Raw genomic sequence first — 26,064 nt, forward strand, 5'->3', positions numbered from 1 at the left:
CGGAGGTTTGGAGGTCGGCGGCAAGGCGCGATCGCAACTCTGCCGGAGCTGTTTTGACCATCGCGTCCACTTCATCCCGGGTCAAGTTAAAGGTTTGCCAAGAGCCCGATGCCAACGCATTCATCGGCGAAAAACTGCTGGGATAAAATTCCACCCCATCTACATCAGTCAGAGCATTAATGTTGGGGTCAAATTTGCTATTCCATTCTCCCCATGTTCTGTGGGGGTTTTTGGCCCCAAGGCGACTGCGTATCTCTTGAGATTGCTCTACCTCTTGCTTAAATCCTTCATTCAACCAGCGGCTCTCTAAATCACGAAGCTGTTGCCGAAGTCGAGGTTCTTCTACCCTAAGCCAGTGCTCTTTGAGAATGGGATCCGTTGTGGTTTCACCAGTAATTTTGGCTGAGTTGTAATACTCTTGGAGCACAAACCACTGATCACGAAATTGATTATAGGCTTTCACCGCTGGACTTTGCTCTGGCCAGCCGTCGGCACTAGCAACACTTAAGAACTGTACAGCTCGTTGGTATTGGGCTTCTTCCTGAGCCGTGCGGGTAGACTGGGCTAATTCGGTATCATGCCCACCTAAAACATCGCCATAAATATCCCAAAGATAGTGGGCTTCTACCGGTTGCCACGCCTGTCCATTGGGGATTAAGTTGACCAGCAGTGAAAATTCTTTTAGTCGAGACACATTGAAATTTTGCACAAAACTCAGGTCATCCTGAGTATATTGCAGCGGGGTGAGGGGAAAGCTGAGAAATGTATTGTCACCCCCAAAAACACTTTGGGCTTTTCGTAAGGGCCAATTGAGCGATCGCGTTCATAATTTTTCCTTAATTAAATTGAGCCTAAGATGATAAGTTTTGGCAGAAAAAATGGCTTTCCAAGAGAGATAAAAAGCTTGAGAAAAATTGAGATTTGAATTAAATTATTTGCTCAAATCTCAATCTCAATACTCAAAATTTGTCTACTCTCTCATCTCATCACTCCTTAATATCAGCGGGTAGTTCTGACTGCATTACCTGGCTCATCCGCAGAACATGTTCGTAGCGTTCGGAGAGCGTACCCTCATTGTTCATTACGCTCAGGCGGGTGAACTGCTCGTTGTTAAGCTTAGCTAAATCGGGGACAAAATCGACCATGCGGGCAAAGCTTTCGGCCTGCATATAGAGCCGAGCGGTATCGGTTGTCCTCAATTGCTCGAGAAGCTCTGGGGTGATTTCTGGAGTTTCAGTTTCAGTACCCAGATCTTCAACAGCAGATTTATTGACAATGCCAGTTAGGCCTTGGCTAAGAAAGTCAAAATCATCGGCTTCAATGGGCATACCAGGGGTTGTCCAGCTAAAAAAGTTATCTTCCGAAGCAGGGACACTATTATCACCGCTGGTTAGCACATCATATAGGCTAGCCATAATCGAATTGGCTAAAGCACTCGGAGTTTCGAAGGACATAATCAGGTCTCCTAGTTTTAAGGCATAGCTTTGGCAGCCTAGTTCTTGTCAAATTCGTCAATTTATCCTGGACTTAACCATTCAGAAATTTGCGGCTTCAGTTGTTAAGTAGTTGAAAAGAAAAAATGCTGCCGGTCAACTATGTTTCTAAGTATGGGAATCTAGTATTTGTTTGACATGACCCACGCGGGTACTTCTTGCTTAACAAGCTTTAGAGAATATCGACAAGAAGCGACTTGACTGTTGCAATGCTCCTCTTTTCGGTAACCCACCCGCTTTCTCTCAAGCGTCCTATCTCTCCGCTGTTCCCAATCGTCACCATATGATTAACTGATTAATCAGTTAATCATATGAACCTTAAAGGGAAAAAAGAATACCTGTTCGGCTAAGCGATTGAGCGCTTAAGCACTTATCCTGAGCCTCAACTCAAGCTCCGATTGGGCGATCGGGATAAAACCTCGGTATAGTGCCCGTGAATTTGACGGTGGGCGGCTGAACCCAGCCAGTGCTTTAAGGTGAATCCATTAAATAACCCCCAATGCACAAGGCACCGGGGGCGGTTTTGCTATATGGAGTTTGCTATAAGTTGACTGTGTTAGGAGTAGCTGCTGCCTCCCTTACAGTGCCTCAAACCCAAGGGCATAGACAGAGTTTCTAGTCATATTCATCAGAACTTGGTTTGCACCCAAAGCCCCTCAACCTTTCGGTAAACTGTGACTCCCGTCACTTACAGAACCCCAAAGTCCCCAAGGGCAACGCCTGGAATGAGTGCTACACGAAGTGAGGGTTAAAATTAGCCTATCGACTCGTGTAGACAGCAGCTGTGCCTTGGCAATGGTCAACGTTTCTATTAACCTCTCCGCTACGCGGCAATGCCGGAGCTGTTGTTTCAACGCACGCAGCCCCTACCTGGTTTGTGCAGTCCATCCAGCTGGACCAGAGCAGCGGCGATGCCCCGACTTTGAGTCTCTCACGCCCGTTGCTCAGCGCCCTAGCGACAGCTCACCGCAGACCCCAGTAATGGAGCCTGATTGGATGAGGTTTTGGGGACCGTCAGATGAGGAATGGTTAGCCGTTTGGGGGACAGAGGATTTGGGTGAGGGCGACTCAACCTCCGAGATTTCGACAGCAAGGTTTGAATAAGCTCATCACAATTTACCGCCGCCTATGACAGGGCTGCCAAAACGGTCATATTGGCCAATGTCGCTGGCTCAGACAAGACATCGCACAACTTTGGGCATCGCCCCATCAGAGAATCGATTAACTGATTAATCAGTTAATCGGTGGCTTTCATCAGTAAATGGTTCTGATTAAGACTCATCCCCCTGTCGACAGCTGCGGTGCGGGCAAGCGGCTGCTCGCCCACAAGCCAACCATCCTTTTCGAAGGCAGCTAATTACCTAAGCGCCACTTTGATTAATCAGCTAATTGCTTAATCATTTATTCAACCCATCAATTAAGCGATAAGATTCGACTATTCAGGCAAGCGCTTAAACAGCTAACTGATTAACCGGTTAATCGAACAAGCAAATGATTATTACTGTTGCCGGATTCAAAGGCGGGGTTGGCAAGACCACCACCGCCGTGCACCTAGCCTGCTACTTCGCCCAACAATCTGACAAGACTCTGCTGGTTGATGGCGATCCCAACCGCTCATCCCTTTCTTGGTCAAAACGCGGAACACTGCCCTTTCAAGTCTGCGACCTGATGTCGGCGGCTAAAGCCTCTAGAGGCAAAGAGCACGTCATTGTCGATACTGAAGCCCATCCCGATGAAGATGAGCTACAGGCTCTGGCTGAGGGGTGCGATCTGCTGGTCTTACCTTCCACCCCCGATGCCCTGGCCCTAGAGGCCCTGTTGTCCACCGTTGATAACCTTCAAAACCTGACCTCTTACGGAGTGGCGCTCACGATGGTCGACAGCCGCAAAAAAGGCACCGCGACCCAAGCCAAAGAAACGCTTAACCGCTTAAGCATTCCAGTTTTCAATCAAATGATTAGGCGCTTAACCGCTTACGAAAAAGCGGCTCTGGCCGGAGTGCCTGTCTATGAAACGGGCGATCGCTTTGGTCGCATTGCCTGGGGAGAGTATGAATCGCTAGCCAAGGAGATTGAGAGCCATGCCTGATGCATCCAGCATGTTCGACAAACTAGCCCAAAAGCGAGAAAAGGTAAAATCGGCCCCAGACCCAGTGCCGGAGACGGAGCCAAAAAAGCGTCAGCGCAAAGCCACTGGCAAGCGCTCTGACCCCAACTACATTCAGGTAGGAGCCTACATCCCCATAGAGCTCAACAAAAGTGTCAAACGACGGCTAGTGGATACTGACCAGGATTTCTCTGAGCTGGTGGCTGAACTATTAGCCCAGTGGGTTCAAAGCAACAATGATTAATCAATTAATCAATTAATCGGCCAAGCGATTAACCGATTAATTGTCCTTCTTAAGATCTCGGCTCACCTAACCCTTAGCTGGAAGGACATCACTATCGATATCGGTTCATAGATCGGATCCCTTTCCATTTCTGAGCATGTCTCCACCGCTCACTGCTTAGTCAAGCTCCATTTGGATCACCCTGTACTCCTTATTGGACTAGAGTTGTGCAGCGCGATCGCCTTAACCCAGACCACACCCTAATCCATCTTTAATTAATCGAATAATCGCTTAATTAACTATTCGATTAACTGCCTATTAGACAGCCAGAGTAGTCACCGTGTGGACATCGTGAGGTAAATACTTGACTTCTAATGCAGCACATACCCTCGATAGCTCCGGCGTTTAAGGACATCCTGCATCAGTTGATTTCCTTCTTTAAGGTCAGCGCATAAGGTTTCGCACTGCCCACCCTTGCCCGTTCGGCGGCCACCCCATTTGCGTAACAAGACCCACTCACCAAATAGGTTCTGACGTAAAGCGCACCAATAATAGCGATCGCCCCGCCGCCAGAACAACTCCTGCCATTGTGCTGGGTCATAGCTTAACTGGGTCATAGACTCGGCCTTCTCGATCAACAAAAGCTCTATGCCTCGTTGCCGTCTAAACTCGATAATAAGGTGCCTAAAAGTAGAAAGAAAAGTCCCTTGCCACAAAACACTTCTCTACTCCCTGCCGACAATTATGATGTCTTTCTCAAGGGCCTCAAAACATGTATACATCAGGCGCAGGTCAAGGCGGCTCTCGCTGTTAATAAAGAACTAATTATCCTGTACTAGAACCATAGGTCCGAGTCCCCCTAGAAGCTCTGAAGGATAAGGGGTTGAAGTGCCTAGCTTTTTTGATTTGGGTCACCCTAAATTACCTATCAAGCACACGCAGATGATAGAGCAGTAGTAGCCGCTCCTCTTCCATCAGTTCAGACCAGCGCTTGCCCTCAAACTGGTCGGCAATAAACTGGCGAATCACCTCACCAGACCAACCCAAGCTCCTAATCTGGTGTTGAATCTGCTCGTGCAAGTCTGGGTCATAGACATTAAGTTCAGCTTCCTGTGGAAAAGAGGACTCATCCCCCCGTACCCCCCTTTCCGGAGTAAAAGAATTTATATCCGACCCCAACTCACCGGCGCAAAGCGCCCCACCTTTCATATCTCTCTCTAAGGGGTGTAATTCCTTGATTTCAAAGGGTTCTAGCGATTCTGGTATCGCTTCAAGTCTCACCTCTTCAGGGGCTAGAAGGCTTGCTACTGGGGCAATTACACCCTCTTGATGCTCGGGGTGCCAGAGGCTGAGGTGCTTGTAGAGGGTTTGCTGACTGACTTTGGCTCCTTGGGCGATCGCCTTCGCCCTGGCCGTGATCTGCTCGGGCAGCTCTCTGGCCTGCTCTAGCGCGGCGTAGACAGTACAGATTCGGTGCTGGGCTGATTCGGTCTGTCGCTGGTTGAATGGCACCAGGTTGTTTTTGGGGTGGCTAGTGTCGCGGGTAGGGGTAGTGCCTAGGGGCCAGTAGTAGCCTTCGACGGCTCTGGCCCAGGCGATGACCTTGCGCTCGATCTCGTGCTGGTGGCGGCAGTACTGTTCGTAGCCGGGGCAGGTGAGGGCAATGCGTAGGGTGTAGTCGATTAGAGCCTGGCCCTGGAGCCCCTCGAAGACACGGCCGTAGCAGGCGATGGTTTTGAGCAGGTGGTTGGTCTGCCCGTAAGCAGTCCAGCCTTCGGTGATCTCAAGATCGAGGTCATGTCGCCAGCTCTCGACGGGGTGGCTGCGGCGTTTAGGTCGCTTGCGGTGGTTATCCCGGCCAATTTTCATCGCATGGCGCAGGGTGTCCATGTCTTGGTGGCCAGCTGCGCCATCCCAAAGCCAGAAGAAGCGGGCTAGGCTAGCACCGATGGGGTTGAGATCGTCGTCGAGCAAGCAGGAGCCGCTGCCAGGCTGCAGGGGTAGCCGGTGCCCCATGTATTCGATAAAAGTCTGAACGCCGTAGGCTTTGACGTTGGGAAAGATTTCGAGCTGTCCGGCCTGGAGCCGAAACCCCTGGGCTTTGAAGCATTCTTTCAGGGCAACAGCCAGGTTAAAGGTGTTGACCCATTCAGCAAAGGGGATATAGAGGTGCAGACCGCCGCTCCAGCTGGAGCGCAGCAGGAGAGTGCGGGTAATGCCGATGGTTTCCAGAGCAGTCCGGATCTGAGCCACCCCATCGGCGGTGCAGTAGTCGCCGCCGGCATCGAGGTCGAGCAGGGCGTAGCGGGTGTCGTGGGTGAAGCGAACGCCGATTAGCTGGTTGGCGTCTTGCCACTGGTTCCAGAGAACGCGGGGCCGCAGCGGGTGAGTTTTAACCGTGGTCCAGGCGGCTTTGGCGGTGGCGTCATCCGGCCGGTCGGCGCGGATGAAGTTCCAGGGGTAGTGGCCAAAGAGTTCACACAGCCGCTGGCCGGTGGGGTCAGCGGGCAGGGGTTCGGAACGGGAAGTCCTACGCGACTCCTCGCCCCATCCTGTAGATGCGGTCATGGGGGTCTCTCTCTCCTAAAAAAGAGCAATGAGTATTGCCCCGAGAGAGATCCGTGTTACCATAGCCGCATAAGATTATCTGCGCGACTCGGGACTGGTCCTCTCGGGTTTTCGCTTTTTAAAGAGCCGGTGGCATTCGCTGCCGGTTCTTTTTGCCTATTAAGGGTCTGGTCAGGACGCTTAATACTGATAGACGCGATCGCTAGGAAGTTAAACTCAGCGGGGCGTCAATCATGGCCGGATCATAGTACAGCTGTCTAAGCCGGGCAAGGCAAACGCTAAAAATTGGGCTTCAGGGGTGTTTTGGGGTGGGTATCGGCCTCCTAACGTGCAATAAAAGACTGTGGTTACCGCTCATTCGGCGGTAGTTGCCAGGGCTCTAGACCAGCGTCGTGGAGCTGCTGTTCTAGCCGGGCCACCTGTTCACGCAGTTCGTCGGGTTCTGCGTAGGCCTCACCTAGGGCGGATAAGTATGCCTCGGTCTGCTGGAGCCGTTGGGCGAGCAGAGCATTGCGATCGCTCTCACTACGCTCCACACCAAAAGCAGCATCAAAGCGCCGCTCCAGGGTTTCGAGGCCCAAAGCTGCTACCAGATTATAGGCCTGGCGATTGCCTCGACTGCATTGGTAGAGCCAGAACGCAAAAGTAATGTCTAGGGGAACTGCCGTAATTCGAGTCTGCCCCCTAATCTGCCCCTCTGATTCCACCTCTATTTGCTCAGAAGTTTGTGGCGTATAACCGCTAGTCTGTAAGGCTTTTAGAGCATTTGAGCGCAAAAAGTTTGATGCGTTCTGCTGAGAAGTACCAATCGCCTCAGCTATGCCAGTGATGCTCATCCGGTAGCTCCCATCGGGCATCTGGAAACCGTCGACCGACAACGGGCCGATCGCCACCGTGGCGCGCTTAGCTTTGTCACCAGTGGTCATCCTGCTACCCGTTGCCACAGCCGGGCAATCTCAGCCAGCAACACCTGAATATTTTGGGTGAATGCCCGGTGCTCTGTGGCATTGGCCTGGGCCTCTAGCTGCCACTGCTCACGCGCCGCCCGCATCTCTGCACGGTCAGCCCTGGCATCTTCTAGCAAGGTATTGAAGCGCTGTTCGTTATCGTCGTGCTTTCTGCCCAGGTCAGCGATCATCTGCACGGTATCGGTAACAGCCTCTTCCATGCGCCGGTTGGTGTTGGCTGACATAGAGCTGCTAACCTCCTCAGCCTCAGCAATGCTCCCTTCAATGCGAGACGACCATGCTTCGATGGCACGGGCATTGCTCTCCACAATTTTCTCGGTGCGGTCTAGCCCTGCTTCGACCCGGTCTAAGCGCTGAGTGCTGGCCGCGTTAGATTCCGCTACGGTGGCTAGTAGTGCTTCTATGCGGTCTAGGCGATCGCCGCTCTGGGTCATTGCAACTTTCCTTCTGCCTTGGCATTAGCCACAAGCTCTTTCAGCAAAATCTCTATGAAGTTGCTCACGCTACGACTTTCCAGCGCTGCAAGCTTCTCAACATGTGCTTTCAGTTCTTGGTCTACATAGACCCCTAGTTTGGCCTTGTTAGTCGGCATTGTGGCAGCCATAGCGATTTTAACCCCTCCATTTTGAACGATTGCCCCAAATTTATCTCAAGTATCCTGCACAGAACAAAAGTATCCTACTTTAGATGAACTTATAGTACCATCCGAACTAAGCGCAAAACGGCATCGGTACAGGGCTGGGGCTAGTTGGCTCACTGTTTGCCGTGCCATGACGCGCCCAACCCGTACCCGCAACAGTTCAGAAGATTTTCAGCGATGACCGAATCCGTAAGCCTTCACTCGAACTGTGAGCAGGTTGCGCCCGTAGGGTCGTCCAACGGCACCACCGCCTGGGTACTCACCATGCCCGATGGGGTAGATCGTGTGCTGTTGAACAACCCCGCTGCCCTCGATAGCTTTGAGGCCTAGCACTACCTCTTCAACGATGGCCTGTGCGCTTGGGGCGGGGTAGATGTGCCCGTCATCTACACGCAGAGCGTCATCTACACCGCGCAGGGCAGCAGGTGGAGCGAGGCTTTCCCTTCCTCAAAGACCCTCTCTTCATCAGCAGTGTCTTTGTCAAAGGCACAATTTTTAGACTCGGCTTGGCTTAAGCAGGGTTATAATCTCGCTGACAAATCGTTCTGGCTCCAACGGTTTCGTCAAATGGATTTGAAAGCCTGCTTGGAACGCTTTTTCTTGGTCGATTTCTGCGGCATAAGCCGTGAGCGCGATCGCTGGCACCGCACCACCCTGAGCAGGTGAACGCGAGCGAATCTGCTGCATCAGGCTATGGCCATCCATCTCTGCCATGCCAATATCGCTGACAATCACATCGGGAATAAACTGCTCCAGGGCTTGTAGCGCTTCTAAGCCAGAAGCCACCGCGGTTACCGTTGCCCCGTATTGCTCTAGCAGAAAAGCCTGGAACTCGCGGGTATCAGTATCATCATCAACGAGCAAGATTTGAACGTTGTTTAAGGGTGTTTCTGAGTTTAGTTGAGCGCGGGTTGACTCAGAGCGGATCGGCGTTGCCTGCTGCATGGTCGGTAGCTGCACGATAAAGGTTGCACCTTGATGCTCACCGTCGCTCTCTGCTGCCACCGTACCACCGTGGAGTTCCACAATTTGCCGCACGATCGCTAGACCTAGACCCAGACCGCCAAATTTACGGGTAGTGGAGCCATCTTCTTGTCGAAAATACTCAAACACATAGGGGAGAAATTGAGCATTGATGCCAATGCCTGTATCGATCACCCGAATCTGCGCCAGTTGATCCACTTGCCGCAGTTCAACCGTCACTTGTCCGCCCTTAGGCGTGAATTTGACAGCATTGGTCAGCAGATTCCAGACCACTTGCTGGAGTCGGCCAGCATCGCCAAAGATAGGCGCGCTTTGCGAATCGAGGTCAAGCGCGATCGCAATATGCTTGGCTTCTGTCGCCAACTGCACGGTTTCGACTGCCGCAGAGATCACAGACACCAAACTAGTGGGAGTCGGATTTAGGCTCAGCTTGCCCTGCATGATGCGGGAGATGTCGAGCAAGTCTTCGATCAGTTGTGACTGCAGTTTGGCATTGCGCTCGATCGTGGCGAGTGCATCTGCTTGGCGGGCTGCGTCGAGTTTGCCGGTTTGCAGCAACTGTGTCCAGCCCAAGATCGGGTTCAGAGGTGATCTGAGTTCGTGGGAGAGCACGGCGAGAAACTCATCCTTAATTCGGTTAGTTTGAGCTAAGGCCTCGGCACGCATTTGAAGCTCTGTGACTAAGCGCGATCGCTCTAAGGCCGCCGCCACCTGATGGGCCACGACCTGCATCAAGTCGAGTTCATCTGGAGTAAAGCGATCCCGCTGACAAGTGCCCATGCCCAACGTGCCCAAGACGCGATCGCCCACGATGAGCGGATGACTAGCGTAGGCACGGATGCCAATCGACCCAACGGGAAGCGCCAGGGGATGGTCGGATTCCAAAGCATTCTCAACGACGACGGGCCGGCGATGTTGCACAGCATAGCCACACACGCCCTGCCCTAGTTCCAAAATGCTAGCCGATTGGGCAATCTCCTCGGAGATGCCGCCATGAGCGTGTAGCCGCAGGTGTTGCTGATCGGCCTCAAACAAGTAGTTAAAGAACACTTCGAGTTTTAAATGCGTGGAAACTTTTGCAAATAAGCGGTCTAAAGAGGCTTTGGGGTCTTCGTTGAGTAAGAGATCGTTGGCAATTTCAGAGAGCAGATTGAGCCGTTCGTTTCCAGCCTTGAGCGCGGCTTCGATTTGTTTGCGATCGCTCAGATCAACTGCAAAGAAAACGCCTGCGTCTGAAGCATCTGCAAACACCGCTGCCCGCACCAAAATTGGAACGCGGTGTCCCTGTTTATGAATAAAATCTTTCTCGTAAGATGAGCAGGTGCCGCTAATTGCAATCTCTGCAAGCGCTTGTTCATCACGCTCAGCATGTTCTGGGACAGTAATCTCTCGCCAACGGAGCCGTCCGTCATTCAAGTCTTGTTGCGTGTAGCCAATCATCTCGAGCAAGGCATCATTGGCATCGGTAATCTCACCCGAGCGAGACCAAAGGCCGATGCCAATCATTTTGGACTCGAAAATGCGGCGAAATCGGTCTTCACTCAAGCGCGAGGCTTCCTCAGCTTGTCTTTGGGCAGTGACGTTATTGAAGTAAACGGCAATGCCGTTTGCGGCAGGGTAAGTGCGAACTTCGTACCAGCGCTCGTGGTCGGGGTAAAAAGCAGTCAAGGAACCCGCCACGCGATCTTCCATCGCGCCCCGGTAAATTCGCTCAAACTCGCTGCCCATCACGCCCGGGTATTCTTCCCAAAAATTCTTACCAATCAGGTCGTCAGGAGGTCGATCAAGCAACACTCCACCAGATTGATTCATGTAAGCAAACCGCCAGTCCTGATCGAGCGCAAAGAAGGCCTCAGCAATGCTCTCGAGCACATTTCGAGTCCGCTCCTCGCTTTCCCGCAGAGCGGACTCGATTTGAATTTGGGCGGTGACATCCCTAAAGTAAATTGTGATGCCGTTTGTCGCGGGAAAAGAGCGGACATCGTACCAACGATCGTGGTCGGGGTAAAACGCCGTCAATGACTCCGCTATGCGATCACGCATGACGCGGAGGTGCAGTTGCGCAAAATTAGTGCCAGCCAATCCTGGAAATTCCTCCCAAAAATCCTTGCCGATTAAGTCGCGGGGTGAGCGGTCGAGCAGCTTTTCGGCAGCTTGATTGACATAGGTGAACTGCCAATTCTCATCCAGGGCAAAGAAGGCTTCAGTAATACTTTCCAGAATATTTCGGCTCTGCTTTTCGCTTTCCCACAGGGCAGCTTCAGCTTGTTTGCGTTCGGTGATATCGACCACCATGCCCAGTAATCGAGTTGGCGTATCGTTCTGGTCACAGTAGACACTGCTGCGGACCCAGATCCAGTGAACGCTTTGATCAGGGTGAATAATCCGACATTCAAAATTCCAAGCGGTATGGGCTGAAATAGTTTGTTGAAACTTCTCGTTCACCAAGGCGCGATCGTCTGGGTGAACATGGGTTAGGAAAATCTCATAACTCCATTCCGGTAACAGCGATTCATAGCCAAAGATTTGGTCGTGTCTGAGCGAGCGATGAGCGGTGTAAGGTTGCGTGGTGAGATCAAGATCCCAGTCACCAATTTGGGAGGCATCCAACATGAATCGCAGTCGGGTTTCACTTTCCCGCAACGCTGCTTCTGCATGGAAGCGATCGTGGATATCGACCGATGTACCAAACCAGCGAGTGATCTCGCCCGTTTGCGGATCTCGGTAAGGCTCTGCGCGAACCAAAAACCAGCGATAGCTTCCCGTTGCAGAGCGAATCCGGTGTTCGACCGAGAAAGTGCCGCCGCTGCGTCGCGCTTCGTTAAACGCTTTTATTGTGCGATCGCCATCGTCTGGGTGCACAAAGCTAGCCGCAACCTCCGCTGCTGTCGTCGGTTCGTAAAGAACGCCTGTGTAGTCGCTCCATTGCTTGTTGAAGAACTCAACTCGCCCTTGTGCATCTGTAATCCAAACGATTTGAGGGACGGCATCTGCCATCAATCGGAACCGTTGCTCGCTCTCACGCAGCGTTGCTTCTGCCTGTTTGCGATCGGTAATATCTCGCGTCACTCCTGCGACTGCCTCAACTGCGCCAGTCACATCAAACATCGGCACGAAAATATACTCGTAGGCTTTGGTTCCAACCGCACTTGTGTAAGGCGTTTCATCTTTAAGTGGCTGGCGGGTCTTGCTCACTTGCTGAATCTGACTTTGCAATCGAGCCGCTAAATCTTCGGGATAATCTAACTCAAAAAAGTTTTTGCCCAGTGCTTCAGCCAATGTTTTTTGCCAAAGGTCGAGTAACGATTGACTGATGTAAGTAAATCGTCCTAACAAATCGAAGGTGTAAATAAAATCGGGGACAGAAGCGGCGATCGCGTCAAACTTTCGCAGTTGGCGTTCGAGTTCGGCAGAGGTTTGTTGCAGCGTGTTTTCCGCCTGTTTGCGTTCATCTTCAACGCGCTTCGCCTCAGTGATATTAGTAAATAAAACGGCGAACTGATTGTTTTGCGGTTCACCAATGCAAAAGGCATTGACACTAAACCAACGATTCAGAGCGCTGGCATAATTTTCCAACCGAACGGGTTCCCTGGTTTGCACGACTCTGCCATAAATCTCAAACCAATAGGCGTCATGATTGGGAGCCAGTTCCCGCATTCGTTTACCGGTTGCTTGCTCTAATCCAGTGAGTTGTTCAAACGCTGAATTTACTTCCAGGAAGCGGTAATCGATCGGCTCACCCTGTTCATCAAACAGCATTTCGCAGATGCAAAAGCCTTCATCGATCGATTCGAACAACAGGCGATATTTCGCCTCAGATTCGCGTAGCGCGGCTTCAGCGCGGGCACGTTCGACCGTGGCCCAGGTCTGTTCTGCTGTCTCTTCGACCCATCTCACCTCGAGCTCCGTCCATTGCCGAGGCGTTGCCTGATGAACCGCCAGCAGCGCCACGAATTGATCATTTTTGATCAGGGGGACATCGAGATGTGCTGCAATATCAATGTCCCGATACATGGCTTTTTCACGGTCTGTATATTTGAGGCTGTTCGCCACGTTGGGAACGATCGCCGTTTGCCCCGCTTGATGGTCATCGGTTAAGTTGCGTCCAAACTCGTCTAGACGATATTGCCCGCTCAGCTCGGCAACACCGTTTGTATAGTTTTTATGGACGATCACGTCCTTCCCGCCCGGCAATACTTCAGCGTAGATGACGCGGCTGGCTTTTAAGTGCTCGCCCAGCATCTGGGCAGCGGTGGCTTGAATCTCATTGGCATCGGTCAGCAGACGCAGCGCATCGGCAAGGGTGCCCCGAAAGGCATCGGCTTGGGCCGCTTGGCGGAAGGGGGCTGTTTGGGTGCAATTCTGCGCTGGTACCGATGCTTGCTGCATCGGCTCGAGGCTTTGAGCTTGATTGAGTTCAATCAAGCGACTCTGTACTACCGTTTTCAAACTCTCTGACCAGGTTTCGACAGCCCCAAGGGGAGTTTGAGACCAGTCGTGCGATCGCAGGAGTGTTTCTATCTCACCACCGTCTCCAAAGAGCTTGTCGGGCATCTCCTGGTGTTGCTCTACCCTCATGCTTTTAGATTCCTTGAGGGCAAGTATTTTCCTCGGATTGCCTGACTGCGTTCCCGTAAAGCTCCGTCAGGTGACTCCGCCAAGTGGTTCAGCAAGGTTTCAATTTGTCTGAGTGCTAGGGGAGAAGGGGTGGCATGTCCGTTTTCCCAACGATTGATGGTAGGAAAGGAGACTCCAAGTTGAGCCGCAAACTTCTCCTGGGTCAGTGTCAAGGTTTGCCGAAGCTCTCGAATCAGTTGACCAATGGCGGGCTGTTTGATCCCTAAGTAGTCCCGATGAAAAGCCACGGCACTCACACTTTATAAAGTCCTTTACTGCTGTCAGCTTCAATTAGTTTTAGGAGAAATCAATCCATCTCTAGATAGAAGCTGTTAAAACACCTCTAAAAATTTAGAGGACAGATACAACAAACCCCTGACAGAGACTCAGAAACGCTGGCAGGGGATGTAAACCAAAACCGGCAAAGGAAACAATTATGACCACAATTTTAGTAGTACAGCCAACAGCCGACCGTAGCTCGGCTGTCGCGCACGCATTCGCTGTTATTGGTGTCAATGTGGAAGATATGAGCCGATCTACACCGCCGCAGGGGAGATGCTAAGCACTAAATTTGTGCTCGACGGTTTCGACGTCGAGGTTGCTAATGCCAACCCGGTCATGGGCAGCTGAGATGCGATCACCATTGCCGCCCTAAAGCGCTGTCCCGGTAAGGAGCCGATTGATTTCTGGCCGTTGAGCAGCCCACTTGCTGACGAATTTTAGACCACCCTGGGCCTGGCCCGCACTGGCCCCACCACTGCACACCTCACCGACCCACAACCATGACCGACAACACCGCAGACCTAGCCCGCGTACTGAAGCAGATTGAAGTTGCCACAATGGCGATCGCCGCGAGTAACCCGCCCAACTGGAAGCGCCCACTATCGGCCTACAAAAACGGCTGGGTGGCTGCGATCGGTGCGATCGAGGTCGCCCACGACGACCACGGCCCCACCGTCATCTGGTGGATGGGCCATCATTACACCCGTCGCAGTGGCAGTAACCCCAAGTTTGGGGCGGCGATTTGGTTTAGCCGCAGTATGGGCAAGGGCGAAGATGGTGAGGCCAGCTACGTCAGGCTGATTACCTTCGCCGACGGCCCTACGCCCACAGCAGAGCCGCTGCCTGACTACGTAGTGAAGGCCCTCGATCGCAGCAAATAGCGCTTCTACAGCGGCTCAGAAGGCACCGCAATCAAGCTGAACTGTCGGCTGCCGCGCTAAGGGTGAGCCGCTGCGGATCCAGCTGCAAGCAGTCGACCCAACCGATATGAGTGGCTCGCACTCTGGACATTGCATCGCAGATTGGCCCTAATTCATCTTCTAATTATGCAACGCCGAGAATTTTGAATAGTGGGTTGAGGGCGAAGCGGCTGGGGTGGAGTACCGGAGAGTTGGGGTAGCAATCGCAAATTGTTCAAATAGCTCGTTCATCAAGCTCTGACGCATGGCTTCACGTAATTCGTCATTTACCCAGTCGAGAACGTGGGGCACGACCACCCATACACCCCACTCGTTCTGATTGACATCAATCCACCACGAATCAATGAATTCAACAACAGGTGCTTCGATAAAAAACACCCGTTGTTTCTGGGTACGATCGCCCAGGATGTGTTGCGATCGCTGACTAAGCATTTCCCACCGTAAGGGTGAAAAGCAGACCAGATCAGCATCACTGAATGGGCGATCTTCAGTTCTTACTGTCGACGGACTATGGATATTTGAGGTGCCAGTTTTAATGATCATTCGCTTTTTTGCCTTTTTTAGTTGGCATTTTTAAGAACGATGTCTCTACGCATAGACTCGATCGCGCTCATGCAAATACTGAGCGATCGCGCGATCCAGATCCGGCAGCAAAATCCCACGTTCGCTGCTGAGCACACTGTAGGCGGGACGGGGTGCTGCATAGCCAAAGCTATTGATGGAGCAAGGTTGAATGGCGGAGGCGTCCAACCCGGCGAGCTGTGCCGTCTGACGAGCAAGGTCAGACCAAGCGATCGCCCCTGGATTGGCTAGGTGCCAGATACCGCGCTCGCCATCAATCAGCAAGTCAAGGCTGGCATTCACCAGATCGGGAACATAGGTGGGGGACACGATCGCATCTTCCGCCGCTAAAAAGGGCTGTCCTGCCTTCAGGGTGCGAAGGGCAACAGTCAAAAAGTTGTGATCATCCCAGGGGCCAAAGAAAGCACTGGTGCGAATGACTAACGACTCGGGGTAGTGATGTAGCACCTGCCGTTCTGCCTGGGCTTTGCTGTGGCCATAGACATTCAGCGGAGCGACGGGATTGCTCTCCAGGTAAGGCTGTTGGCGATCGCCATCAAACACCAGATCTGAGGAAAACGTGATCAGCCCAATATTGCGCTGCGCACAACTCTCCGCCAGAATAGAGGCCCCATCCGCATTAATGCTACGGCACAGGTGGGACTCCCGCTCCGCATCATCAACGCGCACGTATCCCGCCGCATTGATCACCGCCCACGGCTGTATTTCGGCCAACACCTGCTCAACCATGACTGGGTCAGTAATATCCATCTCCCGTCGGCTCAGCAGGTGGTAGGGAATACCCCGCACCTCGCAGATGTGAGCAAACGCTTGGCCGAGGGTGCCGGTTGCCCCGGTGATAAGCAGGGGGGATGGGTGAATGGGTGAGCTGCCCTGCTGCGGAGCGTAAGCTCTGCCGAACGACCCTCTACCCGCTGCCATTTGCCAGACATCAACAGATTCTTCTGACGGGTGGGAACAGGAAACAGGCGAATAAAACAGCCGATCGCCCCGATTCCACCAGCCGGGCACTTCCAGGAGGGGGTGATTGTAGGCTTCACCTCTAGAGAGGTGGCGGAGCATGGTGGCGATCGCCGTGGGGCGGGGTGAGGGCGATGGCAGCACATTGCTGCACGGGGGGCGCACGTCAAAAACGCCCGGTTCGTAAAAGCCATCGTCGCGGGTGACGAGGCTGTTCCAGTCGAAGGCACCCAGGAGTGACCAGGCGGTGATGGCCCGCATGTCTACTCCCTCCTGACGCAGCTGTTGGGCGGCATCCCAAATTTCCTTAACCCAGCGCAATTGTTCCTCGCGGGTGCAGCCCAGGTGCACTTCGGTGACGGCGATCGGCCGGTGATAGCGTTCCCAGACTTCCCTAAGCAAGACGTCGGGGGAACAAACGCCTTCCGCGCAGACCCGAATGGCTTCCACATCGGCGTACTGGTGCACGCCGTTGCCGCCGTGAAAGTGAGCCGGGTAGCGATCCATCCGTTCATCTAGGAAGCGATCGCTGGTCAAGTAGCGGTTAATGCCGAAAATATCGGGTGGGCAGGGATGGTCGAGAAACCAGGATAGGTCTGATTCCTCCACTCCGTTCCGACGCAAATAGTCCCATAGCTCATGGTTCTGGTCTATCCGACCACAGAGCAAATCAAAGGACAGCCATCGCCGCGCATTTTCAAAGTCAACCTGATAGCTCAACAGCGGCGTACCAGACGTTTTGCACAGGTCTTCGGTCTGCACCAATTTTGCCGCCGGATTGATGCGACGAATGGCCTGCATAGACAGGGCAACCCCACGGCACTGATTGATCAAAGCTCGAAGAAAGCTGCGATTGTCCTTAGCATGGGGATACCAGTGCCCATACAACCCACTGAAGCGAGCGGTGGTCAGGGGCTCATTGACTGGGGTGTAGTACTCCAGCCAGGGATAGCGGCTGGCAACGGCCTCGGCAAACTGAGCCAGACCGGTGGCGAACTCTGGGTCTAACAAGCTGGTGTGCGGCGGGCCGCTGCCATGATGCACCAGCCCAACAATGGGACGAATACCGACATCGTCCAGGTAGCTCAACCGCTGGTCTGCCCAGCTCCAATCGGCCTGCTCGGGGCCATTGGGCGCGGTGCGTTCCCAAAGGACCGGATAGCGGATAGCCTGGATGCCCAGGCTGGCGAAACAATCGAGGTCTTCGATGCGGGTATCGTGACCATTGCGCTGGAGCTGCTCAAAGTAGCGATCGCCCACCCGGTTCACGGTACATTCAATGCCACCCCACAGTTCCAGCTTGGATGAAACCTGATTTGTACTCATCACACCTTCAACCTTGCTCAACGAGATTTACCATTTTGTTCAGATTTGCCTGCCGCTACGGGCGTAGCAGACCGGCCATTGCCATTGCTGGTAGCGGTCTTGAAGGCGCTATTGCCGTTGCCGTTACCATTGCCATTGCCATTAGAGGTAGGGGCAACGGGTTGCTTCGCCGGTAGGCTTTCTTGCTTGGGATGCCAGCTTGAGCGGTTGGCCAGTTGGGCGTGAAGCGCCAGCGCTTGAGCCACCACCTGGTCCATGTTGTAGTACTTGTAGGTGGCGAGCCGCCCGACAAAGTGAACCCCCGGTTCGGCATCGGCTAAAGCTTTGTATTGCTTGTAAAGTTCGGCATTTTCAGGGCGGGGTACGGGATAGTAGGGGTCGCCCTCGGCCTGGGGATATTCGTAGACGATGCTGGTTTTGGGGTGTTCCTGCCCGGTCAAGTATTTGAACTCGGTAACCCGGGTATAGAGGTGTTCATTGGGATAATTAATAACGGCCTGGGGCTGATGCACGTCCTGGTTCAGCGTTTCATGTTTGAATTCGAGGGAGCGATAGGGCAGCTTGCCGTAGCAATAATCAAAGAAGCCATCCACCGGGCCGGTGTAAATCATTTCCTTGTAAGGAATGACATCCTGAATTTCCCGATAATCAGTGTTGAGCATGATTTTGATGTTGGGGTGCGCTAACATCTGCTCAAACATGCGGGTATAGCCGTGGAGCGGCATGGCCTGGTAGGTATCGGTGAAGTAGCGATCGTCCCGGTTGGTACGGGTGGGAACGCGAGCGGTAACGGACTTATCCAGCTCGGAGGGATCAACACCCCACTGTTTACGGGTGTAGTTGCGGAAGAACTTTTCGTAGAGCTCTCGCCCCACTTTGCTCACCACCACATCTTCAGAGGTGCGAATGTACTCTTTAGTCTCAGCTAGGGAGGCTAAAAATTCCTCAACTTCAAAGGCGGTCAGCTTCAGTCCGTACAGCTTGTTGATGGTGTCCAGATTGATGGGAATCGGGACTAATTGACCATCCACGCTGGCTAAAACTCGGTGTTCGTAGCGTCGCCATTGGGTAAAGATGGACAAATATTCAAACACATCGCGGGAGTTGGTATGAAAGATGTGGGGGCCATATTTATGGACCAAAATCCCGTCTTCGTTGTAGTGATCGTAGGCATTGCCACCAATATGGTTGCGAGTATCTACAATCAGAATTTTTTTATTTTCCTGAGTTGCTAAGCGCTCTGCTAAAACGCTGCCAGCAAAGCCAGCACCAACAATTAAATAGTCAAACATGGGGGCACTCCTTGCAGTGAAAATTAGATCGCTAGCTGGTCAACGTTGGCTGCGATCGCCGTTGGATATTTGGTCTTAAACGGGGTGGTCTTGCGGGCGTTGGAGGCGATCGCCTCCTCAATCCGGTCATTCATGGCCTGCCAGGTCAAATCCCAAGAGGTTTGAGCCAACCGGGCATCAACTCGATCGAGCCAGTCGGAAGAGGTTTGGTTCTGGGTGAGAGCAGCGGCGATCGCCTCCACAAACTCCGGCACCGTATCGGCAATGTGAACCAGGTTCTCGTCGCCGTAGGGCCGCACCACATCTTTAATCGACGTGGACACCACAGGTTTTCCACCAGCCAGGTACTCCGGCGTTTTGGTCGGGCTGATGAAACGAGTAGACTCATTGCGGGCAAAAAGCAGCAGAGCCACATCCCAACCGGCTAAATAGTGAGGCAACTCCTGATAAGATTTGCCCCCTAGATAATGAATGTTGGGGTGCTGGGGGAGAGATGCCTCGTCAATTTTGACGACCGGGCCAACCATGACCAAATGCCAGTCAGGCCGAGCCTGGGCAATTCCATCTAACAACTCTAGATCTAGCCGCTCATCGATCACCCCATAAAATCCCATACGGGGATGGGGAATATCTGCCTGATCGGGTGGCTCGGGCAGGGACTGTCGAGCTTGAGCAAAGTGAGCTGCATCAATGCTGCTGGGGAAGGCATGGACACTCGAATGTTGATGCTGCTTGGCTTCGTAGAGGCTATGGCCACCCGTGAATACGAGATCGGCCATCTCAAACAAGCGCGCTTCCCAGGCTTGCAGTTGGGGATGTGCTCCTTTGAAGGCGGAAAGCTCGTCCATGCAGTCGTACACTACAGCGGATGCGTGCAAATGATGGGTAAAAGGAACTGCCATCGGCGTGTAATACCAAAGGATCGGCTGTTGAATTTGAGCTTCTGCAAGCAAAGCATTCAACAACTGTTGCAAGGAGAGCGTAAATTCCTCATCGCTCAGGCTTTCGGCTATATGGGGAACAACAATCCATACCCCACAATCACGCTTGCTAATGTCGAGATAGGAATTCTCCTCAGGGATGGTGATCGGCTCCTCCACAATAAAAACGCGGCGAGCTTGAGCACAACGGTTGAGCAGATGTTGCGGCCGCTGATATACAAAATCCCACCGAAGATGAGAGAAGCAAATCAAATCCGGCTCTCCAGGTACTGGGGGTTCTACCTTCGTACCTTCAGGCCACCACCGTAAACTAAGAGATACAGAGCTTTGTTCTGAATAAAGCTGGTCTTCTATCGATTTTTTATTTAACAACCTTCTATTAAAGTCGCTCTCTGAAACATAGTGGGTTGACATCTTCACCTCCCAATTCAAAGGTTAGCAAGCTAATGTTTCCAAAATCGTGGTTGATTCCGAAGCTAATACAGGCAGCATTTCAGGTCAAATTCTATGGCTTGCATAGCTATCCATCAAAACAACGATCGGTTTTTTCGGTTTTGAAAAATATTCACTCTCATTCACCACTCCAGGTATCGCTAAGCGATATCTGGTGGAGGCTGACACCCTCAGAGTAGGAGGTTTGTTTCCATTAGAAACATCTCTTTCGATAGAAGTTTAAAAAACCAAAGGTAATGTATTCAACCTAGTTAAGCAGTTATTCTAGAGGTAACTGCTCAGCTAAGTTGACGAGAGTTGCCATCTGCAGGGGGCTTGGTAACCTATCGGCGCTACAGTGATCCGCTGAATTATCAACGGTTGCTGCTGTTGCTAGAGCGTGGTCCGCCGAAAATTGACATCATGGTTTTTCGCTCCCCGTAAGGAGCTAGTCTTTTCGCTCAGGTGCGATCGCTTATCAAGACAGCAAGGGATCTTTGCCTTTGATTTTTTTGTCGTGCCCTTACCTCACCTCAGACTGATTGGTTACTAAATTGAACAATTACTTCTGGAGTTAGAGGGATAAGTAGCTACTTTTTATTACTCTGTAAAATTAAGCTCAGAAACTCATTGGCAATTTTCATAGAGATTACTAGACATCAATAGCATGTTTATTCTCTAAAAGGCTTTATCAGTTTACTTAGGCTGTTTTTAATAGCTATAAGTTAGCTTCGGTTGCAAAACAGACGTTTTTTGGATGATAAAATCTTCAAAAACGGTTGAAAATGCCATTTAAATGTGGGGACCACCATGCCTGACAAATCGACAATTTTAGTGACAGGAGGGGCGGGATATATTGGTTCCCATGCAGCCCTAGCTTTGCAACAGGCAGGGTATGACCTGTTGGTGCTGGATAACTTATTGAATGGGCACCAGGAGCTTGTAGAGCAGGAATTGCAGGTAAAAGTGGTGGTGGGCGACATTAGCGATCGCCCCTTCCTCGACCACCTTTTCGCCACGTACCCTATTGCTGCTGTAATGCACTTTGCCGCCTACATTGCCGTAGGGGAATCGGTCACCGACCCTGGCAAGTATTACCGCAATAATGTAGCAGGGACATTGACGCTTTTAGAGGCGATGGTTGCGGCTTCGGTGAAGCAGTTGGTATTTTCGTCTACCTGTGCGCTGTATGGTACCCCCAAGTTTGTGCCCATTACCGAGGACCATCCCCAAGAACCCATGAGTCCCTATGCCACCAGCAAACAAATGGTGGAGCGGATGCTGGCAGACTTTGATGCAGCCTACGGGTTAAAGTCGGTTCGCTTTCGCTACTTCAATGCGGCAGGAGCCGATCCGGATGGGCGATTGGGCGAAGACCATGCGCCGGAAACCCACCTCATTCCGCTGGTGCTGCTGGCGGCGCTGGGCAAGCTGGAAAGCATTGCCATCTTCGGTACAGATTATCCAACCCCTGATGGTACTTGCGTTCGCGATTATATTCATGTTGCGGATTTGGCTCAGGCTCACGTTTTGGGTTTGCAATATCTGCAAAACGGTGGCGACAGTGATGTGTTCAATTTGGGGAACGGGAGCGGTTTCTCGGTTCGTGAAGTCATTGAAGCGGCTCGTCGGGTGACGCAACGGGAGATTCAGGTGGTGGAGCGCCATCGCCGCCCCGGTGATCCCCCCATTCTCGTTGGCAGCAGCGATAAGGCCCGCAGTGTTTTAGGTTGGCAACCAGAGTATGCCGATCTCAATGCCATTCTCACTCATGCGTGGCAATGGCATCAGCAACGACATGGGAGCGATCGCCCCTAGTTGCCCCCGTAGTAGCCCAATCCCTAGAGGGCTTGAGAGGGGGTTGAGTGCTACGGTCAGGTTTGGGTTGCTAGAGAGTGGACAGCCGGGACGGCTATCCCACAAGAATTTCCTCAGAGATCCCCAAGACTCAAATACCCCCCTTCTTGTGGGATGGGCCTCCGGCCCGTCCGCTTACCATCGAACGGTCACCACTACAGAGTCTTCCTCTGCCCGCCAACAGTGGGCAACGCCGGGAAGCCACAGGGCATAATCTCCCTGAGATGTCAGCACGATTTCACCATCAGGAAATTGTATACAAAAGCGACCGCTAATCAGAACAGAGAGGGTCGTGGTTTCAGCGGGTTCTGTCCACTGGGAGCGGCAATCGCCCGCCCCATGAACGCCCCATTTAACTTCTAACGCGGAGGTTGAGCGGGGACTGTCAGATGGGGTAATAAACGAGCCAACAAACCATCCTCGCCGGTCTTCCCCATCGCTATAGGCGTTACCCGTGGTTACGTTTGATAACATCCCAATGCCCTGTCTAATAGTCCTGGTTGAATCGTGCGGGAGCACAGAATGCTCATTGCACAATCCCACCAACCGGGTTGTTAAATGTCTTGTGGTGTCCAGGTTGGCCCATGACAGCGAGGTCCCTCCGCTGTCCAGAGCAACCGATCGATGCACATCCGCCGTCCTGTCATCGCTGGATCCCAAGCATGGTAAACCAGGTACTCAGTGGAGCTGTCAGAATGCAGGGCGATCGAGTTATGGCCGGGGCCTAAAACGTAGCCGGGATGCGATCGCAACACCCGTGGCCCCTGTTCATTGCCAGTATCTGAATATGGCCCCAGAACGTGATCGGCAACGCCATAGTCAACCCCGTAGCTATCCGTTTCCCACCGTCCACCACTATAAAAACAGTAGTAGCGATCGCCATGTTTACGCACACAAGGGCCTTCTAGGGTATGCCAATCGTAGGTGCCACCATACATGGGGCGATCGGCCAAAAACCGTTGCCAGTCGTGGCGTGCCCGCAGAACGACTTTGGGTTCTCCAGCGAGGGTTGTCATGGTTGAGAGGCGATCGACCATCAGGGCTGTGCCTGCCCGCACCCCCTGTTCCGTATCCAAAAAATCCTGGGCATAGAAGAAATACCACTGCCCGTCATCATCCTGGAAGGGACTGGGATCAATGGCAAATGCACAGGAATCAGGATTGATTAACGGCTCACCTACATCCTGATAAGGCCCGAGAGGGTCAGCACTGGTGGCAACCCGCAACTGGTGGTTTTTATCCCCATGCCCTACCGAATAGTAAAGATAGAAGATGCCTTCGTGGTGCCCTATTTCCGGTGCCCAAAAGTTGTCTCCCAAAGCCGGATCGGGGCGCAGCAAAGCGTTTTCGGCAGCCTGCCAGTGCACCAAATCCTCGGATTGTAGTAGAGGAAAGATCCGCCGCTGATGGCTATCGTCTACCTGCCCAGCAGCTTCCGCTGACCCTGTACCGATCGCATAATAAACCCCCTGGTGTTGCCATACAAACGGGTCGGCGAAATACTCTGGGTAAACCGGATTGGTATAGGTTTGCGTAGCCATTGTTGGACCAAGTCTAGGTTTAACGACCGAAGGAGGTAGCGCTTAGCAACCACCTCCTCCGGTCGTTAAACTCGCGTCTCCCGTGACTAATATTCGAACTTCACGTAGCTTTCCGTAGCGTTGTCGGCTAACTGTTCTACGGTGTTACACCGGAGTAACTGCTGCTGCTGCGGTGACAACCCATTGTAATAGCCCTGCCCCAGGGTTAAATCTACCTTATGGGTGTGAAGCCAGTGCATGACATACCCCATCACCACCATGGGGCGGGGTTCTGGAGTGCGGTTGGGGGTGCCCCGGTGGAGAGCTAGAGGCGATCGCACCATCACGTCCCCCGGCTGCATATAAAATTGCTCCATCGCAATTTCGCCCGCTCGAACTTTGACTAGCCCTTCTTCGCGAGACATCACATGGGTGCCCCGGGCCATCTCAAAGGGGCCGTTGTCTGCGGTAACTTCGACGAGGGGAAAGTTGACGGCTAAGGCATAGAGCGGTGTCACCATCTGGTCAGAAAACAGAGGTCGAAAGTCGCGGTGGATTTCCTGATATTCAGACCCCTGCATAGGAATATCAGCGGCCAGCTGTACCAGCTTGTATTCCTGATGAAAAACGCGATCGAGGATGCCCTGAATGGTTGGGTTGGCGAAAACTTCAGGGTTGGCAAAGGGAGCAACCCAGGGCAGAGTAACGTAACCTCGGCCAGGGCCTCTGGGAGCGACGCCGCCGGGTTGCTGCTGCCGCTGGTGAAACAGGGCATCAAAGGCGGCTTTCCATTCGCCAATCAGGGCGCGATCGAACAACCCGCGAATGATGCAAATTCCGTCTCGGTTTAAGTCTTCTGCAAGCTGATCTACGTCGGTTGGGCTAAACGTTGTTCTCTGAATGCTCTGAATCATTGCGCAATCCGCTGAATTGGGGGTAAAGGATGACATCGTGCTGCTGAAGGTCATAAGCAGATCAAAATCTATCCTTCGGTATAGTCCTATTCTCCCCATTGATAGAGGCAGAATGCTTGTGATCCTACCGATTCTTTAAAAATCTAAATTTCTTCGCCAAAAAATTCTATCGCCTGCAATTCTTGCGGTAAGCGATGGATGCGGGTGCATCCCACTTTTGCAGGTGCCTATATCATTCCCACGCGAGTAGGAATCCATTCAGGAGCAAGATGTCCGCCGGTCATTCTCATACAGACGGGAATGACCGGCAGCTAGCCGTCAGAATGATAGATTTACAAATTTGGGATGCACTCGTTGTATGCAGTATCCCTACCGTAACGAAAATTCTTGGGGTGACGATTGAACGAAGGCGTCCAATTCAACAGCATCATGGCTACAGAAAAGGCGCACGTCATTGGGTCGATCGCACGACAACTGCCACAACCGATCTTGATTCTGTAACCGGGCGGTGCGATCGGCTTCCATCATCCACTGGTAAGCGCGCATTCCTGGTGTGCAGTGCCGCTGCGATGGGTTCATTTCATCCCGATAGAAATAGGCGTCCCCAGCATGCAATAACCAGCCTTCGGAGGTTTGAACGGCAATTCCCGCATGGCCATGGGTGTGACCCACCAGGGGAATGAGCAAAATTTCTGGGGGGAGTCCGGCCAGATCGCGAACGGCCTCAAAGCCAAACCAGGGTTCTCCTCCCGCTGTGTAGTATTGCCAATGCTTGACCTCATCCCACTGGTTGGGGCGATAACGCCGCCTGGCGATAAAACCCTGGCGATCGCGGGCTGTTTCCATTTCGCTTTGCATCACGTGAACAGTCGCATCGGGAAAATCCTCTAGGCCACCGGCATGGTCAAAATCGAGATGGGTCAGGACAATGTGACGGACATCGCTGGGGGAAAATCCGAGGCGCTGAATTTGCTCGATGGCCGTATATTTGCGATCAAACTGAATGTTGTTGAAATGGATAAAGAACGGGCTGAGTCGTGAGTAGGGAGCCTGCACATCGCGCAATCCAAAACCGGTATCAATTAGCACCAGTTCGTGATTGGTTTCAATCAGCAGACAGTGGCAGACGAGATGGGCGGTGAGGCTACGACTGAAGCCGTCGAAGAGGGAGCCGCCGAGGGGACACATGCAGCCACAGTTGAGGTGATGAATACGCATAAGATTTTCCTCGGGTTGGTTCTAAGGCTGAAATCAGGGCGTTGGCTGCTCGTCGGATGGCATGATTTCGGTTTTAGCTTGAGCCGTGAAGCCCCCCAGCTTGATCTGCTCTTCCAGGAAAGTGAGGAACAGGTCAGCTTCTTCGATGGCTCCTTCAATGGCCCCTTCGATAGATTGATGTGTGGTTTCCTGGTGGTTTTGGGGTGTTTCGCTGCTCATAG

23 protein-coding genes are annotated in these 26,064 nt (G+C 52.6%); 5 read left to right on the plus strand and 18 right to left on the minus strand.

What is annotated here, in order from left to right:
• Both H6F57_RS00040 and H6F57_RS00045 read right to left on the minus strand, forming a co-directional pair.
• On the minus strand, nucleotides 1–694 hold a 694-nt coding region (locus H6F57_RS00040; RefSeq protein WP_190794964.1), incomplete at its 3' end, for a hypothetical protein.
• A 292-nt stretch (nucleotides 695–986) separates the two neighbouring features.
• Nucleotides 987–1,415 (minus strand): hypothetical protein, encoded by a 429-nt coding sequence (locus H6F57_RS00045; protein ID WP_190624561.1) that lies wholly within the window; start codon nucleotides 1,413–1,415, stop codon nucleotides 987–989.
• Between the two features lie 1,569 nt (nucleotides 1,416–2,984).
• On the opposite strand from H6F57_RS00045, the gene H6F57_RS00050 reads away from it, so the two are divergent.
• Together H6F57_RS00050 and H6F57_RS00055 are read left to right on the plus strand one after the other, a co-directional pair.
• Complete coding sequence (locus H6F57_RS00050) at nucleotides 2,985–3,581, plus strand: ParA family protein (RefSeq protein WP_190624560.1); 597 nt, start codon at nucleotides 2,985–2,987, stop codon at nucleotides 3,579–3,581.
• Nucleotides 3,574–3,843, plus strand: coding sequence for a hypothetical protein (locus H6F57_RS00055; protein WP_190624559.1), 270 nt, complete (start codon nucleotides 3,574–3,576; stop codon nucleotides 3,841–3,843). The genes H6F57_RS00050 and H6F57_RS00055 overlap by 8 nt, the downstream gene beginning before the upstream one ends.
• A gap of 400 nt (nucleotides 3,844–4,243) precedes the next feature.
• On the opposite strand, the gene H6F57_RS00060 is transcribed toward H6F57_RS00055, so the two are convergent.
• The 5 genes from H6F57_RS00060 to H6F57_RS00080 all read right to left on the minus strand — a co-directional run bounded on the left by H6F57_RS00060 (nucleotide 4,244) and on the right by H6F57_RS00080 (nucleotide 7,962).
• On the minus strand, nucleotides 4,244–4,423 hold the full coding sequence (locus H6F57_RS00060; protein ID WP_190794965.1) for a hypothetical protein: 180 nt from the start codon (nucleotides 4,421–4,423) through the stop codon (nucleotides 4,244–4,246).
• A 320-nt stretch (nucleotides 4,424–4,743) separates the two neighbouring features.
• Nucleotides 4,744–6,390, minus strand: a complete 1,647-nt coding sequence (locus H6F57_RS00065; protein ID WP_190624557.1) for a hypothetical protein — start codon at nucleotides 6,388–6,390, stop codon at nucleotides 4,744–4,746.
• Between the two features lie 347 nt (nucleotides 6,391–6,737).
• Complete coding sequence (locus H6F57_RS00070) at nucleotides 6,738–7,316, minus strand: hypothetical protein (protein WP_190624556.1); 579 nt, start codon at nucleotides 7,314–7,316, stop codon at nucleotides 6,738–6,740.
• A complete protein-coding gene (locus H6F57_RS00075; protein ID WP_190624555.1) occupies nucleotides 7,313–7,792 on the minus strand; it encodes a hypothetical protein in 480 nt (159 codons plus the stop codon). The genes H6F57_RS00070 and H6F57_RS00075 overlap by 4 nt, the downstream gene beginning before the upstream one ends.
• A complete protein-coding gene (locus H6F57_RS00080; protein ID WP_190624554.1) occupies nucleotides 7,789–7,962 on the minus strand; it encodes a ribbon-helix-helix protein, CopG family in 174 nt (57 codons plus the stop codon). The genes H6F57_RS00075 and H6F57_RS00080 overlap by 4 nt, the downstream gene beginning before the upstream one ends.
• 213 nt (nucleotides 7,963–8,175) lie before the next feature.
• On the opposite strand from H6F57_RS00080, the gene H6F57_RS00085 reads away from it, so the two are divergent.
• Nucleotides 8,176–8,328 carry a hypothetical protein gene (locus tag H6F57_RS00085; protein WP_190624553.1) on the plus strand — a complete coding sequence of 51 codons (153 nt, stop codon included), beginning with the start codon at nucleotides 8,176–8,178 and terminating at the stop codon, nucleotides 8,326–8,328.
• 165 nt (nucleotides 8,329–8,493) lie between these two features.
• Here the strand turns inward: H6F57_RS00085 and H6F57_RS27045 are convergent, their stop codons facing one another.
• Nucleotides 8,494–13,536: a PAS domain S-box protein gene (locus H6F57_RS27045; RefSeq protein ID WP_199289438.1), complete on the minus strand. Its 5,043-nt coding sequence runs from the start codon at nucleotides 13,534–13,536 to the stop codon at nucleotides 8,494–8,496.
• Between the two features lie 20 nt (nucleotides 13,537–13,556).
• On the minus strand, nucleotides 13,557–13,847 hold the full coding sequence (locus H6F57_RS00105; protein WP_190624552.1) for a helix-turn-helix domain-containing protein: 291 nt from the start codon (nucleotides 13,845–13,847) through the stop codon (nucleotides 13,557–13,559).
• A 534-nt stretch (nucleotides 13,848–14,381) separates the two neighbouring features.
• On the opposite strand from H6F57_RS00105, the gene H6F57_RS00110 reads away from it, so the two are divergent.
• On the plus strand, nucleotides 14,382–14,762 hold the full coding sequence (locus H6F57_RS00110; protein WP_190624551.1) for a single-stranded DNA-binding protein: 381 nt from the start codon (nucleotides 14,382–14,384) through the stop codon (nucleotides 14,760–14,762).
• 159 nt (nucleotides 14,763–14,921) lie between these two features.
• On the opposite strand, the gene H6F57_RS00115 is transcribed toward H6F57_RS00110, so the two are convergent.
• The 4 genes from H6F57_RS00115 to H6F57_RS00130 are packed head-to-tail and all read right to left on the minus strand — an operon-like array spanning nucleotide 14,922 to nucleotide 19,863.
• A complete protein-coding gene (locus tag H6F57_RS00115; protein WP_190624550.1) occupies nucleotides 14,922–15,344 on the minus strand; it encodes a hypothetical protein in 423 nt (140 codons plus the stop codon).
• Between the two features lie 45 nt (nucleotides 15,345–15,389).
• A complete protein-coding gene (locus tag H6F57_RS00120) occupies nucleotides 15,390–17,669 on the minus strand; it encodes a family 1 glycosylhydrolase (RefSeq protein WP_190624549.1) in 2,280 nt (759 codons plus the stop codon).
• A 17-nt stretch (nucleotides 17,670–17,686) separates the two neighbouring features.
• Complete coding sequence (gene glf, locus H6F57_RS00125) at nucleotides 17,687–18,961, minus strand: UDP-galactopyranose mutase (RefSeq protein ID WP_190624548.1); 1,275 nt, start codon at nucleotides 18,959–18,961, stop codon at nucleotides 17,687–17,689.
• A 23-nt stretch (nucleotides 18,962–18,984) separates the two neighbouring features.
• Nucleotides 18,985–19,863, minus strand: a complete 879-nt coding sequence (locus H6F57_RS00130; RefSeq protein ID WP_242025856.1) for a glycosyltransferase — start codon at nucleotides 19,861–19,863, stop codon at nucleotides 18,985–18,987.
• 1,281 nt (nucleotides 19,864–21,144) lie between these two features.
• Between H6F57_RS00130 and galE the strand changes: the two genes are divergently transcribed.
• Nucleotides 21,145–22,152 carry a UDP-glucose 4-epimerase GalE gene (gene galE / locus H6F57_RS00135; protein WP_190624546.1) on the plus strand — a complete coding sequence of 336 codons (1,008 nt, stop codon included), beginning with the start codon at nucleotides 21,145–21,147 and terminating at the stop codon, nucleotides 22,150–22,152.
• 174 nt (nucleotides 22,153–22,326) lie between these two features.
• Here the strand turns inward: galE and H6F57_RS00140 are convergent, their stop codons facing one another.
• The 5 genes from H6F57_RS00140 to H6F57_RS00160 form a co-directional block, all read right to left on the minus strand.
• Entirely contained in the window at nucleotides 22,327–22,665 is a 339-nt protein-coding gene (locus H6F57_RS00140) for a signal peptidase I (protein ID WP_190624545.1), read from the minus strand.
• 80 nt (nucleotides 22,666–22,745) lie between these two features.
• The gene (locus H6F57_RS00145) at nucleotides 22,746–23,732 is read right to left on the minus strand and encodes a glycoside hydrolase family 43 protein (RefSeq protein ID WP_190624544.1); all 987 of its coding nucleotides are present in this window, start codon (nucleotides 23,730–23,732) and stop codon (nucleotides 22,746–22,748) included.
• Nucleotides 23,733–23,818: 86 nt separating this feature from the next.
• The gene (locus H6F57_RS00150; RefSeq protein WP_190624543.1) at nucleotides 23,819–24,625 is read right to left on the minus strand and encodes a phytanoyl-CoA dioxygenase family protein; all 807 of its coding nucleotides are present in this window, start codon (nucleotides 24,623–24,625) and stop codon (nucleotides 23,819–23,821) included.
• Between the two features lie 369 nt (nucleotides 24,626–24,994).
• On the minus strand, nucleotides 24,995–25,843 hold the full coding sequence (locus H6F57_RS00155) for an MBL fold metallo-hydrolase (protein ID WP_190624542.1): 849 nt from the start codon (nucleotides 25,841–25,843) through the stop codon (nucleotides 24,995–24,997).
• Between the two features lie 33 nt (nucleotides 25,844–25,876).
• Nucleotides 25,877–26,062, minus strand: coding sequence for a hypothetical protein (locus tag H6F57_RS00160; RefSeq protein ID WP_190624541.1), 186 nt, complete (start codon nucleotides 26,060–26,062; stop codon nucleotides 25,877–25,879).
• Nucleotides 26,063–26,064: the final 2 nt, after the last annotated feature.

The organism is Leptolyngbya sp. FACHB-60 (genome assembly GCF_014695775.1).
GTDB lineage: Bacteria > Cyanobacteriota > Cyanobacteriia > Phormidesmidales > Phormidesmidaceae > Nodosilinea.